This is a genomic window from Brachybacterium sp. 107, assembly GCF_052379725.1.
Classification (GTDB): Bacteria; Actinomycetota; Actinomycetes; order Actinomycetales; family Dermabacteraceae; genus Brachybacterium.
Window position 1 is genome coordinate 281,518 of record NZ_JBQSYW010000001.1, and the last position, 14,383, is coordinate 295,900.

12 protein-coding genes are annotated in these 14,383 nt (G+C 70.4%); 6 read left to right on the plus strand and 6 right to left on the minus strand.

Annotation, left to right across the window (positions count from 1 at the left end; all coding sequences use genetic code 11):
* Nucleotides 1-19: 19 nt before the first annotated feature.
* From ACT3UL_RS01265 to ACT3UL_RS01285, 5 genes are all read right to left on the minus strand, one after another.
* Nucleotides 20-1,204: a ThiF family adenylyltransferase gene (locus ACT3UL_RS01265; protein ID WP_444576284.1), complete on the minus strand. Its 1,185-nt coding sequence runs from the start codon at nucleotides 1,202-1,204 to the stop codon at nucleotides 20-22.
* 172 nt (nucleotides 1,205-1,376) lie between these two features.
* Entirely contained in the window at nucleotides 1,377-3,119 is a 1,743-nt protein-coding gene (locus tag ACT3UL_RS01270; protein ID WP_444576286.1) for an ABC transporter family substrate-binding protein, read from the minus strand.
* Between the two features lie 274 nt (nucleotides 3,120-3,393).
* Complete coding sequence (locus tag ACT3UL_RS01275; RefSeq protein ID WP_444576287.1) at nucleotides 3,394-5,163, minus strand: ABC transporter ATP-binding protein; 1,770 nt, start codon at nucleotides 5,161-5,163, stop codon at nucleotides 3,394-3,396.
* Nucleotides 5,164-5,174: 11 nt separating this feature from the next.
* Nucleotides 5,175-6,191: an ABC transporter permease gene (locus tag ACT3UL_RS01280; protein WP_444576288.1), complete on the minus strand. Its 1,017-nt coding sequence runs from the start codon at nucleotides 6,189-6,191 to the stop codon at nucleotides 5,175-5,177.
* A gap of 4 nt (nucleotides 6,192-6,195) precedes the next feature.
* Nucleotides 6,196-7,188 (minus strand): ABC transporter permease, encoded by a 993-nt coding sequence (locus ACT3UL_RS01285; protein WP_444576290.1) that lies wholly within the window; start codon nucleotides 7,186-7,188, stop codon nucleotides 6,196-6,198.
* A gap of 329 nt (nucleotides 7,189-7,517) precedes the next feature.
* Between ACT3UL_RS01285 and ACT3UL_RS01290 the strand changes: the two genes are divergently transcribed.
* A complete protein-coding gene (locus ACT3UL_RS01290; protein WP_444576291.1) occupies nucleotides 7,518-7,835 on the plus strand; it encodes a hypothetical protein in 318 nt (105 codons plus the stop codon).
* Between the two features lie 134 nt (nucleotides 7,836-7,969).
* Here the strand turns inward: ACT3UL_RS01290 and ACT3UL_RS01295 are convergent, their stop codons facing one another.
* Nucleotides 7,970-9,346 (minus strand): molybdopterin molybdotransferase MoeA, encoded by a 1,377-nt coding sequence (locus ACT3UL_RS01295; RefSeq protein WP_444576293.1) that lies wholly within the window; start codon nucleotides 9,344-9,346, stop codon nucleotides 7,970-7,972.
* A 131-nt stretch (nucleotides 9,347-9,477) separates the two neighbouring features.
* Here ACT3UL_RS01295 and ACT3UL_RS01300 point away from each other — a divergent pair, with 131 nt between their 5' ends.
* The 5 genes from ACT3UL_RS01300 to ACT3UL_RS01320 all read left to right on the plus strand — a co-directional run bounded on the left by ACT3UL_RS01300 (nucleotide 9,478) and on the right by ACT3UL_RS01320 (nucleotide 14,226).
* On the plus strand, nucleotides 9,478-10,464 hold the full coding sequence (locus ACT3UL_RS01300) for an NADP-dependent oxidoreductase (protein ID WP_193119374.1): 987 nt from the start codon (nucleotides 9,478-9,480) through the stop codon (nucleotides 10,462-10,464).
* A 153-nt stretch (nucleotides 10,465-10,617) separates the two neighbouring features.
* A complete protein-coding gene (locus ACT3UL_RS01305; protein ID WP_444576295.1) occupies nucleotides 10,618-11,934 on the plus strand; it encodes a THUMP-like domain-containing protein in 1,317 nt (438 codons plus the stop codon).
* 74 nt (nucleotides 11,935-12,008) lie between these two features.
* Entirely contained in the window at nucleotides 12,009-12,689 is a 681-nt protein-coding gene (locus ACT3UL_RS01310) for a DUF4129 domain-containing protein (protein WP_444576297.1), read from the plus strand.
* On the plus strand, nucleotides 12,686-13,216 hold the full coding sequence (locus tag ACT3UL_RS01315) for a hypothetical protein (protein ID WP_226851022.1): 531 nt from the start codon (nucleotides 12,686-12,688) through the stop codon (nucleotides 13,214-13,216). The genes ACT3UL_RS01310 and ACT3UL_RS01315 overlap by 4 nt, the downstream gene beginning before the upstream one ends.
* A complete protein-coding gene (locus ACT3UL_RS01320) occupies nucleotides 13,213-14,226 on the plus strand; it encodes an AAA family ATPase (protein WP_444576298.1) in 1,014 nt (337 codons plus the stop codon). The genes ACT3UL_RS01315 and ACT3UL_RS01320 overlap by 4 nt, the downstream gene beginning before the upstream one ends.
* The last annotated feature ends 157 nt before the right edge of the window (nucleotides 14,227-14,383 follow it).

The following is a 14,383-nucleotide window of genomic DNA, read 5'->3' on the forward strand; positions in this document are numbered from 1 at the left end:
GACTTTCCCTCGGTCGAGATCAGCCCTCCGGGCTCACGACCTCCACCTCAGCAGCGGACTCGCCCACCACGGCGGAGAACCCGCCCCGCAGCGACCGCACCCGGATGCCGCGCTCCGCGAGCGATCGCTGGGCGCTGCCCGAGCGGGAACCGGCGGCGCAGTAGAGCACCGCGCCCTCGAGCGATGGATCGGCGCCGGCCAGCAGTGCACCCATCGGCAGCGTCTCGGCGCCGCGCACCAGGCCGTCCGCCAGCTCCGCGGGCTCCCGGATGTCGATCACCCGCACCCCGGCAGCCAGCAGGCCCGGCAGATCCGCGACGGCGACCTCGTCGGTCGCCGGGCCCGTCGGCCCCGGGAGGCCGCACGTGAGCATCACGTCCTCGATCTCCGTGACCGGGGCCCGCCGCGGATCGCGGGCGATCGGGATCTCGTCCCAGCGGGCGCGCAGCGCGTCGTAGAGGGCCAGGCGCCCGAAGAGCACGTCGCCCATGCCGGCGAGCACCTTCACGGCCTCCATCGCCATGCTCGAGCCGATCACCCCGCACAGCATGCCGAGCACGCCCGCCTCGGAGCAGCTGGGCACCTCCCCGGGCCGCGGCGGCACCGGATGCACGTCGCGGTAGGTGACGCCATGGCCGCCGGCGCCCCAGAACACGCTGACCTGTCCGGAGAAGGCGAGGATCGACCCCCACACCAGCGGCAGGTCGAGGATCTCGCAGGCGTCGGAGGCGAGATAGCGGGTGGGGAAGTTGTCGGTGCCGTCGAGCACCAGGTCGTGCCCGGCGAGCTGCTCGAGCGCCGTGGCCGGGGTGACCACGTCCACCACCGGCGTCACCGCGACCTCAGGGTTCTGGGCGTGCAGATGCTCGGCAGCGGCGACGGCCTTGGAGCGGCCAACGTCCGACACGGTGAACAGGACCTGCCGGTGCAGGTTCGTGGCGTCGACCGTGTCCGGGTCGAACACGGTGATCCGGCCGACGCCGGCTGCGGCCAGGTAGGACAGCACCGGGGCGCCGAGGCCTCCGGCGCCGATCACGGCGACCTTCGCCGCCGCGAGACGGCGCTGGCCCAGCTCGCCCAGCTGCGGCAGACGCATCTGGCGCGTGTACCGCTCCTCGGCCGCTGTCGAGACGAGCCGATCCGCCTCGATCATGCGATCGCGGATCTGGGGAGGCCCGGAGGCCTGGTGCTCATCACGCGTCATGCCGACAAGTCTCCCCCACAGCCACCCCGAGTGGGAGCGAGACGGGACGCGGCCCATCGCCACGAAGCACCGTGACACCAGGCACCAGGCGTCAGGCGTCAGGCGTCAGGCGTCAGAGACATAGCAGGAGGCCTCGAGCGTCTCCACTCGGGGCCTCCTGGTCAGGGTCGGGTCAGCCTTCCAGCTTGGCCGAGCCCTTCACGTAGCCGATCTTCGTCCAGTCCGGGCGCTGGAAGCCCCATGCACCGAAGTTCGCGAGGTCGTCGTTCTGCACGAAGAAGTCGTAGGACTGCCACAGCGGGATGGTTCCAGCGAGCTCCCACAGCTTCGCGTCGATCGCATTGATCTGCTCGAGGCGCTTCGCAGGATCGGTCTCGACAGCGGCCTGGTCGATGAGCTTGTCCGTCTCCTCGTCTCCGACCTTGCCGAAGTTCTGCTCTCCCTTCGACTTCCAGATGGAGTCACCCGAGGAGAGGAACGGGTTGCCGACCCAGCCGAAGAGGGTCAGGTCGAACTCGCCGGGGATGACGTACTTGGCGAAGAGGTCCGTCGGCGGAACCTTCTGCACCTTCATCGTGATGCCCACGGCGGCGAGCTGCTCCTGGACCACCGGGACCACGGCCTCGTTCGTCTTCGAGCCGTCGTTGTAGACGTAGGTGATCTCGATGGCCTTGCCGTCCTTGGTGGCCTTCTGGGCGCCCTCGTCGCCCTCCAAGGTATAACCGGCGTCCTCGAGCAGCTTCTTGGCGGCATCGGGATCGTACGTTCCCAGATCGCCCGAGTTGTCCTGGTATCCCTCCTGGTTGGTCATCAGGAGATGGTTGTTCAGCGTCTCGGTGTCCTTCGGGTACGGCATGGTCGCGTTGACCGAGAGGAAGACCTCTTCACGGTCGATGGCGCGGAACATCGCCTGGCGCACGGCCTGGTCCGCGAGCGGCCGGCCTTCGGCGCCGTTGAGCGTGATGTGGGTCCAGTTGGGTCCCGCTGCCTTCCGCAGGGTGGCACCCTGGCCGATCATCGGCTCGACGACCGAGTAGGTGGCCGGGACGGTGGTCTCGATGACGTCGAGCTGGCCGTTCTGGAAGCTCGTCGCCGTCGCGGCCGGGTCCTCGATGGTGGTGAACAGGACCTGCTCCAGCAGAGCCTTGTCGCCGCCCCAGTTCTCATCCGGCTCGAGCAGCACCGTCTTGTTGCCGGCATCGATCTTGCCGATCTTGAAGGGACCGGCAGTGACCTTGGGCTCCTCCAGCCACCCCGTGTTGAAGGCATCCGCAGATTCCGCGAGGGAATCCGGCATGACAGCCGCGAGGCCGATCCAGTCGGCGTACTTCTCCTTGAAGGTGATGACGGCGACGAGGTCGCTGTCACCCTGCTCGATCTTCTCGACCTTGTTGTACCCCTCGGACGAGGCGATGCCGTAGTCCTCCTTGGAGCCGTCCATGGTCTTGAAGACGTTCTCGATCGACTTGTAGTCGATCGGGGCTCCATCCGACCACGTCAATCCCTCGTTGAGCTCGATCTCCATGACCTGCGGATCCTCGGAGGACAGTTCGAGACGCTTGGCGTAGAGGGGATTCGGCATCACTTCACCGGCGGCGTCCGACGTCCAGATCTCCAGCGGGAAGATCGCGCGCAGCATGTCGGAGGTGTTCGCCTCGTTGCCATCGCTGTGGAACGGGTTCCAGTTCGCCGGGAACGCGTTGTTCGCGAGACGCAGCACGCCACCCTCGCCGAGCTCGTCACGCTCCTTGGCGTTGATGTCGTTCGCATCCGCGGCGATCTGCTCGCCGCCGCCCCCGTCGCTCCCGCCGGAGCCGCCCCCACCGGTGCCCGGGTCCTTGCTGCACGCAGCCAGAGCCGTCATCGAGACGGTCAGAGCCGTCGCCCCCAGCATCGAACGCCTCGTCAAACGCATGTGATTCTCCTTCAGCCGCGGGCTCCGAGATCTTCGTGCCCGCTCGATGGTCGTGACCGGCAAGCGATCTCTGACAGTGACCACCGTGGTCGCGTCCTCGCCTGCGGTGCGTCCAGTCTAGGCATCAGAAGGTTCTCCGAGAGGGGTTCCCCAATAGCCTGTTACCCGTTCGCAACACAACGATTCACGGGCCGATCCACGGCTATTCCACAAAGGGCGCACGGGCAGAGCGACGACTCTCGTCGCCGCTCTGCCCGTGCTGAGGACTTGCAGGTCAGGAGGGCAGCACCGGGCGATCCATCATCCCTTCCGGCCCCTCGAAACGGGACCGATCGATGATGTTGCGTCGGCGTTGACGCGCGATCTCCGGATCCGGGATCGGCACCGCGGAAAGGAGTTCTCTGCTGTATTCATGCTGAGGGTCGGAAAAGACGTCCTCCGTGTCCCCCAGCTCGACGATCTTGCCCTTCTGCATCACGGCGATGCGGTCCGAGATGTGGCGGACCACGGAGAGGTCGTGCGAGACGAACAGGAAGCTCACACCGAGCCGGGCCCGCAGATCCGCGAGCATCGCCAGCACGCCGGCCTGGACCGTCACGTCGAGGGCTGAGGTCGGTTCGTCGAGCACGATCAGCTTCGGATCGCAGGCCAGGGCGCGGGCCACGCCGACCCTCTGGCGCTGACCTCCCGAGAACTCGGTGGGAAAGCGTGCCGCGTGCTCGGGCAGCAGCCCGACCATCTTCAGCAGCCAGTCCACCCGCTCGTCCATGCGCTCCTTGCTGTACCCCTGGACGCGCATCGGCTCCTTGATGATGTCGGCGATCGGCATGCGGGGGTCGAGCGACGCCATCGGATCCTGGAAGACCATGGTGATGTCCGAGCGCAGTGCCGCCCGGTCCTTGCGGGTCAGCGCGCCGGTCTCGGTGCCGCCGATCCGGATCACGCCCTCCTGCGGGGTGCGCAGCTGCATGATCTCCATCAGGGTGGTGGTCTTGCCGCAGCCGGACTCCCCCACCAGGGCGAGGCACTCGCCCTCGCGGATGTCGAAGGAGATCCCGTCGACCGCCCGCTGCTCGCCGACCTTCCGGCGCACGATGGCGCCCTTCGTGATCGGGTACACCTTGGCCAGGTCCTCGACCTCGAGCACGGCGGGGCGCTCCTCGCGCGGGATCACCGGGGCGTCGGTGTCCACGACGTCGGCGATCTTGCGCATCGCCGTGCCCGCCACGCTCTTGGACCCCTCGGCCTCGGCGATGTCCACCCGGGGCACGGCGGCCAGCAGGTTGCGCGTGTACTCCTCCTGCGGTCGGTAGAAGATGTCGTCGACATCGCCCATCTCGACCATCCGGGAGTCCTTCATGACAAGGACCCGATCGGCGAACCCGGCGACGACGCCCATGTCATGGGTGATCAGCACGGTGGCCGCGCCGATCATCTCCTGGGCCGACTTCAGCAGGTCCATGACCTGGGCCTGGATCGTCACATCAAGAGCAGTGGTGGGCTCGTCGGCGATGATCAGCTCCGGCTCGTTGGCGATCGCCATGGCGATCATCGCGCGCTGACGCATGCCGCCGGAGTACTCGTGCGGGTACTGGCCGGCACGCCGTGCGGGTTCGGGGATGCCGACGGCGTCGAGCAGCTCGACCGCGCGCTTCTCGGCCTGCTTGGCCGAGACCTCCGGATGGTGGATGCGCACGACCTCTGCGATCTGCTGGCCCACCCGGTAGACCGGGGTGAGGGCCGACAGCGGATCCTGGAAGACCATGGAGATGGAGTTGCCGCGCAGCGCCGAGAGCTCGCGATCGTTCAGCGTGAAGACCTGGTGGCCGAGCATCTCGATCTCACCGGTGATGGTGGCTGAGCGGGGCAGCAGGCCCATCACCGCGAGGGAGCTCACGGACTTGCCGGAGCCGGATTCCCCGACGATGGCGAGGGCCTCGCCCTTGTACACCTCGTAGGAGAGGTTCTGGACGGCGCGGACGGTGCCGTACTCGGACGGGAACGTGACGCTCAGGTCCCGGACGGACAGGATCGATTCAGACATTCGGAGTCCCCTCAGAGCCGGCCGGAGCCGCTGGTCGGGTCGAGGGCGTCACGCAGCGCTTCGCCCATCAGGTTGATGGAGATGACCAGGGCGGCGAGGATCGCCGCCGGAGGCACCCAGGTGTACGGCGCGGAGATGTTGTATCCCTGCAGCACGGTGCCGAGCGACACCTGGGGGTACTGGATGCCGAAACCGATGAACGACAGCCCCGTCTCGCCCAGGATCGCGGCGCTGACCCCGAGCGTGGTGTCGATGATGATCCAGCTCGCGATGTTGGGGATGATGTGGCGCGTCATCGTGATGATCGGATGGACGCCCATGAAGCGCGCCGCCTCCACGTACTCGGTGCGCACCAGCTGCTGGGTCATGGCGCGCAGGACGCGGGCCGTGAGCATCCAGGCGAAGCCAGCCAGCAGCGGGATCATCCACAGCCACGAGGCGCGCTGGAGCGCCGGGCTGAACAGCATGAGCAGCAGGATCGACGGGATCACCAGGAAGAGGTTGATCAGGTTGACGAGCGCACCGTCGCCGAACGCCCCCCACTTGCCCTTGTGGCTGATGTAGCCGGCCACGATGCCGACCACCAGGGCGAGGAACGAGGTGAGGAACGCGGTGCCGATGCCGATCACGAGGGAGATCCGCAGGCCCTGCATGGTGCGCGCGAAGATGTCGAGGCCGTTCTCGTTCACGCCGAACCAGTGGTAGCTGCTCGGGCCGGTCAGGGCGTTGCGGAGGTCTCGCTCGAACGGCCCGTACTGATAGATCATCGGGCCGACGATCGCCAGCACGATGAGCAGGCAGAAGACGATCATGCCGACCCAGGCGCTCTTGCTGCGCAGGAACCTCCGGCGCAGGAGCTCGCCGCGGCCGAGGGACTCGCGCGCCGGTTCGCTCTCGGCGGGGAGCTCCGTATCGCGGAACTGAGGATCGTCCACAGCGGAGCCGAGGACGGGGTTCGCCTCGGGCTCCGTGGTCTCGCGCAGCTTCGCCGCGTCACCGGTCCCGCGGATGTCGTTGGGGTTCGTCATCGTCTCACCGGATCCTCGGGTCGAGAGCGCCCTGCAGGAAGTCTGCGAAGGTCGCGGAGAGCAAGGTCAGGATGGCGCTGTACAGGACCACGCCGGCGGTCCCGTTGACGTCGGCCATCTGGATCGCGGAGATCGCGAAGCGACCGATGCCCTGCCAGTTGAACATCAGCTCCACGAACAGGGAACCGGAGAAGGCGCCGCCGACGGCGAAGGCGAAGTACTGCCCCATCGGGATCAGCGCCATCCGCAGGCCGTGGCGGTTCATCGCCCGGCCCTTGGTCAGGCCCTTGGCGCGGGCGGTGCGCAGGTAGTCGCTGCCCAGCACATCGAGCGTGGTGACCTTCATGTACCGCGAGTAGGACGCCGCCGCGGTGACCGCGAGCACGATCGTGGGCATGATCAGGGCCTTGATCTGGTACAGGATCGAATCCCAGGAGCCCGGTTCGAGCAGGGGGTTGATCGGGTTGATGGCCGGCAGACCCCACCCGGTCGTATCCATGACGCCCTGGTTGATCTGCTGCACGATCAGGATGATCACCGGGGTGGGCAGAGACAGCACGAAGAAGGCCAGCAGCGTGGAGACGCGGTCGCCGAGGGAATCGCGACGCACGGCCGCGATCATGCCCAGCACGATGCCGAGGCTGGTTCCGATCACGGTGCCGAGGACCACCAGGCGCAGGCTGATCGGGATGCGGGTCGCCAGCTCCTCGATGACCGGGGTCATCGACTTGTTGGTCCCGGTGGTGACACCGAGGTCACCGCGGACCAGTCCGCCGAGCCAGGTCGCGTAACGCTCGAAGAGCGGGGTGTCCGGGTTGACGTTGCGCACGTCGAGGTACATCTGTGCGGTCGCCGGAGGCAACGGCTCCGTCGCGATCGGCGGGTAGAGCACTTCCTCGGGATGCATCAGAGAAGCGGCCAGCAGGTACGCGAAGCTCGTGGCGACGAACGCCAGGATCGCGTAGGTGAGCACTCTCAGGGAGACGAACCTAATCACGCTGTCTCCTCAACACACGTTCAGCCATTCCCTGCTGTCCTCTCGTCATTCGAGTGCTTCTCGTACTTCCGGGCACGCCATGAGAACCCTGCTTCGCAGCGGTTCCCTCGTACCGGGCCTCTCCTACTGGGCTTTCCGTACTGGGCCGTTCGCACTGGCGATCACCGGCACCGGCCACATCGGCGTGGAGCGGCACGCGTGCATTCCCTGGACCGTGGTGTGCTCCAGGTCTCCCTCAGCACACGAGCACACCTTAACGCCTACTCGTCCACTCTTCGGTCACAAACTGACCGTCCGGTACCTGCCAGGCACACGGCTATGCTCGAATCGTGACCTTTCTGCACCTTCTCGTGCTCGCCCTCGGCGTCGTGGCGGCCGTCGTCGCCGCCGATCTGCTCGGCCATCGCGACATCGGCCCTTGGCCGGTGGGCCTCGTGGCGCTGCTGATGTTCCCCGTCGCCGGATGGTTCTACAGCCCCTGGCTCGCGGCCCTCGCGCTCGGGCTCGGGCTCGGCGCCTCGGCCGTGATCACCGTGTCTTGGGCGCGGTCCGTCATCCGGCGTCGGCACGCACGCCGCACTCAGGCACGCGACCGCGACCAGGCGCGCACCCGTCAGCTGGAGAAGCACCCCCTCCGGAAGCTCTGACCCGTCGGGGCCGAGTTCTCCGTACCCGGGCCCAGTTCTCAGTGCCCCATGCTCAACGCTCAGTGCCCAACGCTCGGTGCTCAGTGCTCAGTGCTCAGTGCAGTGCCGGCACCCTGTTCGCACCCCGAACGCGCTCACAGCGGAACCACGAGCACGGTGGCCGCCTCGACGCCGTCGTCGGACACCGGCCCGTCGGCGACAGCCCCGCCGGCGACAGCCCCCTCGGAGACCGGCCGGTCGGGCCCGCCATCCAGCACGATGGCATCGGCCCGTCCGTAAGGCGTGAGCCGTCGGCCCGGCAGCAGATCCACGACCTCCCGCCCCGCCGCGTCCCGACGCAGACGGCCCGGCATCGCGTGCACGTGATCGGGCCGCCGCCCTCTGCTCGTCGCGACGCCCGAGTGCGACGCCGGGCCGCTCACGGCGCCGCCCTTCGGATCCGCCTCGCCCCGGAGCACCCGTCGCATCTCCGCCCCGGCTCCCGCCAGCAGGGGACGCACGAACAGGTGGTAGCCCACCAGAGCGCCCACGGGCGTACCGGGCAGGTGGACCACCGGAGTGCCGTCGGGAAGATGCCCGTACCCCTGGGGACCGCCCGGGCGCAGGGCGATGTGCTCGAAGCGAGAGCTGCCGGCGCCCCTCTCGCCGAGCAGGGTCTTGACCACGTCGAAGGCGCCATGGCCGATGCCGCCCGTGGTCAGCACCAGATCGTGATGCTCGGCCGCCTCCTCGAGCGTGCTCCGCAGCTGCTCATGGGTGTCGCCGCTGTGGAACGCGCGGGCCTCGGCGCCGTCGGCGTGGAGGGCGGCGCCGAGCATCGCGCCGTTGGATTCGCGCACCAGCCCGACCTCGGGTTCGGGGGCTGGCGCCCCGTCGGTTCCGCCGGCTGATGCTCTGATCGCTCCGCGGCGGGGGGAATCGCCCGTGAGCTCGTCCCCGGTGACGACGATCGCGACGCGCAGCGGGCGTCGGATCGGCAGGTCGCGCAGGCCCAGCGCCCGCACCAGGCCCACCAGCCCGGCGCCGACGCGGTCCCCGGCCAGGGCCAGCTCCTCCCCGCACGCGACCTCCTCGCCCGGCCGACGGATGTGCCGCTGCGGCGGCGGGACGGCGTCGAGCCGGAAGGACACCGTGCGCGGCGTCGGCCCGAAGGGATCGGTGTCCGTGGCCTCGACCTCGACCACGGCGTCGGCACCCTCCGGCACGGGCGCGCCGGTCATGATGCGGGCCGCGGTCCCCGGCCCGAGGATGGCGGGAGCTCCGGGACGGGCGGCGATCTCGGTGCTGACCGGAAGGGTGCACGGACCGGGCGTCAGATCTGCACGGCGCACGGCGAAGCCGTCCATCGCCGCGAGCGGCACCGCCGGGAGGTCCTCCGGGCTGCGAAGGCTCACGGCCAGCACCGAGCCCACGGCCTCGTGCACCGGAGTGTCGACGACGGTGGGCGGCAGGTGGATCTCCTGGAGCAGGAGATCACGCCACTGCCACAGGTCCATGCGCGGGGCGGTCATGATCCTCCTCGGTGCGTCTCTGCGGCGGACTGCCGGCGGGCGGCGCTGTCCGTGCTCGTCGCCCATGATCCCCCATCCACATCGCAGGGTGCACCCTGCCATCGGCCAGCCCGGGGGTGCAGAATGGGGGCATGCGCGAGATCCGATTCGACCGCTTCGGCGGCCCCGAGGTCCTGACCCTCCACTCCGATGCCGCTCCCCCGGAGCCGCAGCCCGATGAGGTGCTGGTCCGGGTCTCCTATGTGGGCCTGAACCCTCTGGACTACAAGGTGCGCGACGGCTCCTCGGGGATGTCCCGGGACCTGCAGCTGCCCGCCGGCACCGGCCGTGAGATGGCCGGCACCGTGGTCAGCGCGGGCAGCGACCTCGACGATGCCGAGCTCGGCTCCCGCGGCCTCATGCCCGGCACGCGCGTGTTCGGCATGCGTGCCCCCGGCGATCCCCGCGGTGTGGCCGCCGAGCTGATCGCGATCGGGGCCGACGATCTCGCCCCCATCCCCGACGAGATCGACGACGAGGACCTCCCCCGCTGGGCGGGCCTGGCCCTGGTGGGCCTGACCGCGATCGCCACCATCGAGGACACCGCTCGTATCGAACCGGGCCAGACGGTCCTCGTGCACGGCGGCAGCGGCGGCGTGGGGCAGCTCCTGATCCCGATGGCCCTCGAGGCCGGCGCCTCGCAGGTGTGGGCCACCGGCCGCGCGGCCAACGCCGAGCGGATCCGCGAGCTGGGCGCCGTCCCGGTCCCGTACGACACCGGCGACTGGGAGGCGGAGATGCGCCGGGCGACCGAGGGCCGCGGGGTGGACGTCGTCCTGGACACCCACTACCACTCGACCTTCCTGCCCAGTCTCGACCACATCGCCGAGAACGGCCTGCTGGTCACGCTGCCCACCCTGGCGGACCTCACCCCCGCGCACGAGCGCGGCGTCGACGCGAAGGTGCCCCGCATCAAGCCCGGCCGCGACCGTCTGGACCGCCTGGTGCAGGGGATCCGGGCGGGCCGCTACCCGCTGGAGGTCTCCCGGGTGCTGCCGCTGGACCAGATCGCCAAGGCCCACAGCCTGCTCGAGGACGGCCACACGCGCGGCAAGCTCGTGCTCGACGCCCGGGCCTGATCGCTCGTGCCTGATCGCTCAGGCTGATCGGCTCGACGCCCGCGGCTGATCAGCGGGCCTCGTCGGGGTGCCCGGCACCCCGATCCGCACTCGACAGGGCCGCCCCGCGGACCCGTGATGCCCGACACATGTCCACCGGGTAGCCTGGCCCGCATGGCTTCCCCCTCCCCCGACGGCTCCGAGGCCGGCGTGCGCGCCCTCGAGCCCGTCCTGCAGAGCAGCGGGTGGGCACTGCTGAACTCCCTCCCCCCGTATCGCGAGAAGGACGCCCTGCGACAGGGGGCCCAGCTTCGCGACGCCGGCCACCCCGCCGAGCTGGTCTCCGCCGTGATGACCCAGTCCCGCCTGCGCGCCAAGGCGGTCGACAAGTTCGGCGAGTTCGCCTCCTCCATGGTCTTCACCCCGCACGGCCTCGAGCAGGCCACCCGGCTCCCGATCGCGGCGATGCACGCCGAACGCTTCCAGCGCGCCGGGGTGCGCTCGGTCGCCGACCTGGGGTGCGGCATCGGCGGAGACGCCATGGCCCTGGCCGGGCTGGGTCTCGAGGTGCACGCCGTGGACCGCGATCCCCTCGCGGTCGCCGTCGCCACCATGAACCTGCGATCCTTCCCCGCCGCCACGGTGCGGCTGGGGCAGGCCGAAGGGCACGATCCGACCGACACCGAGGGCATCTGGCTGGACCCTGCCCGCCGCGCCCCGACCCGCAGCGGGACCCGCCGGCTCCACGATCCCGAGGAGTACGAGCCTCCGCTGTCCGCCGTGCTCGAGCTCGCCCGTCGGCTCGGCACCGACGGCGGCGTGGGCCCGCTCGGGGCGAAGCTCGGCCCCGGCATCGACCGGTCGGCTCTACCGCGGGACATCGAGACCCAGTGGCTCTCCTACCACGGGCAGGTCCTCGAGGCCACGGCCTGGTTCGGGCCCCTCGCCCGCGAGGGCGTGAGCTCCTCGGCCGTGCTCATCGACCGCACCGGCGCGCACCGGCTGGACCGCGCAGCGGACTCCGCCGGCGGCACGGGCTCCGACGGCGGCGTCGATGCCGACCCCCTCCCCGGCCCGCTCGGCGCCCATGTCTACGAGCCCGACGGCGCCGTGATCCGCGCGGGACTCATCGGCCGCCTCGCCCGGGAGCTCGAGGCTCATACCCTGGACGAGACCATCGCCTATCTGACCGGGGATGCGCGGGTGGACACCCCCTTCGCCCGGGGATACGCCGTGCGCGATGTGATGCCCTTCGGCCTCAAGCGACTCGGCGCCTACCTGCGCGAGCACCACCTCGGCGTGCTCGAGATCAAGAAGCGCGGCACCGCGGTGGAGCCCGAGGAGCTGCGGCGCAAGCTGCGCCCGCGCCGCTTCGGCGACGAGTCCGCGACGCTGATCCTCACCCGGATCGCCGGGGAGCAGTCGATCATCGTCGCGTCCCCGCACACCGGCCCTGCTCCCGGCGCACCCACGACCGGGGAGGCGCCCTGAGCACCGACGACTCCCCCGGGACGGACGCCACCGCACCGGACTCCACCGCAACGGCCCGCACCCATCGCCGACTCGTGGCCGCGCTGCTGCTGATCATGGCACTGGCCGGGATCGCACTGGTCACCCTCGGAGCCGCCGCGGATCGCGGCCCCGGCATCACCTCCGACGGCTCGGGCCAGTGGGAGTTCTCGCCACGCACCCAGGAGCCCCAGGAGGTGCCGGAGATCGAGATGCCGACCGGTCTCCAGCAGCCCGTGCAGCCCGACTCCGGCCAGTCCGGCGGCGGGCCGCTGGTGCTTCTGCTCGTGATCGGCACGGTCCTCCTGGCCGTGGCCATCTGGGTGCTGTACCGGATGCGGAAGCTTGCCCGCCCCGCCCCGGAGCTGGCGGAGGCCACCGCGGACGAGGAGCTCACGCCCGCCCAGGCACGCGCCGCCCTGGACGACGCCCGCGCCAGCCTCTCCACGGTGGTCGACGCGCACGATGCGGTGATCGCGGCCTGGCTCGCCCTGGAGCACGCGATCGCCGAGGCCGGGATCCGGCGCCTGCCCTCCCGCACCACCCTCGAGTTCGTCGTCGAGGTGCTCGGCACCCTGGAGCTGGATCCGCCCTCCCTGGACCGCCTCGCACACCTCTACCGTCGGGCGCTGTTCGACCCCGAGCCGCTCCGCGAAGCCGACCGCGACGAGGCCATCGGTCTGCTGGACCGGTTGACCGCCGACGTCGAGACCCCGGCCGACGGGCAGGTCCGATGACCCGCCCGCGCCCGCAGCTCCCCCAGAGCCCGATGACCCGGCTGCTGGTGCGCCTCGCGATCGGGGTCCTCATCGCGCTCGCGATCGTCGGCCTGCTGTCGCTGCTGGGCATGCGGATCCCGCTGCCGCTGCCGGTCGCCGTGGGGCTGGCGATCGGCGCGATCTGGTGGATGGCCCAGAGCGGGGCGACCCGCGATGATCCCCTGCACGCCCCCGAGCTGGACCTCGACGCCGATTACGCGCTGCCCCATGCCCGGGACATGCGCGTGCGGCGCCTCGAGGACCTGATCCACGGCGCCCAGCCCAACCGTCGGATGACCGCCCGCGGCCTCGCGCGCACGCTCGGCGACATCGCCGACGAGCGAGCGCAGGACCCCGCCGCCCCGCCTCTGAGCGAGAAGCTCACCCGGCTCATCGCCGACTCCCGCCACACCGACGCGGAGAGCCATCCCGTCGGCCCGATCGACCGACGTGCCCTGCACCGCTATCTCCGAGAACTCGCCACCGGCGAGGAGAGGGACCGATGAACCAGCCCACCCCCATGCCCCCTGCCGAGGCCACCGCCGCCACCGCTGCTGCGAATGCCGTGCTCGATGCCGTCGAGGGTGCCGTGATCGGCAAACGCGAATCCCTCGAGCTGGTGCTGACCGGGATCCTCGCCGGCGGCCATGTGCTGCTCGAGGACCTGCCCGGCCTCGGCAAGACCCTCGCGGCGCGATCCTTCGCCCAGGCGCTCGGGCTGCCCTTCAAGCGCGCCCAGTTCACTCCCGACCTGCTGCCCGCGGACCTCACCGGCGCCGAGGTGTTCGACCAGCGCACGGGCGAGTTCGTGTTCCGCCCCGGCCCGGTGTTCACCGGGCTGCTGCTGGCCGACGAGATCAACCGCACGCCTCCCAAGACGCAATCGGCGCTGCTCGAGGCGATGCAGGAGCGTCAGGTGTCCGTGGAGGGCACCACCAGGCCGCTCCCGCAGCCGTTCCACGTGCTCGCCACCGCCAACCCCGTCGAGCACGAGGGCACGTATCCCTTGCCCGAGGCCCAGCTGGACCGCTTCCTGCTGCGGCTGTCCTTCGGATATCCGACGGCCGCGCAGGAGTGGGAGGTCGTCTCCCGGCGCATCGACCGGCGCCGCGAGGAGCAGGCCGTTCCCGAGGTGCTCGACGCACAGGGACTGCTCGCCGTGCAGTCCGCCGTGGAGGACGTGCACGTCGAGGAGTCCGTGGGCCACTATGCGGTCGAGCTGGTCGCCGCGACCCGTCGCCACCAGCATGCGCTGGTCGGCGCCTCGCCCCGCGGCACCCTCGCCCTGATCACCTGCGCCCGCGCGCTCGCGCTGATCCGGGGGCGCACCTACGTGGTCCCGGAGGACATCAAGGCCCTCGCGCATCCCGCCCTCGATCACCGCGTGACCGTGAAGCCCGAGCTGTGGCTGCAGAACGCGACCGGCGCCGGCGTGGTCGAGTCCGTGCTGGACCAGGTCCCGGTCCCCGCCGCCGTCGACGCCGCCGCGATGGCGACCTCTGGCGCCTCGGCGTGACCTCGATGCCGTCGTCGGACCGGTCCTCACCAGGGGCTCGGTCGTCACCTGGGGCCCAGTCGTCACCAGGGGCCCAGTCGTCATCTGAAGACCGGTCCTCCCCAGGGGCTCAAGCCTCCCCGGGGCCCCGGAGGCGCCCGACGGCCGCTCTCCTGCG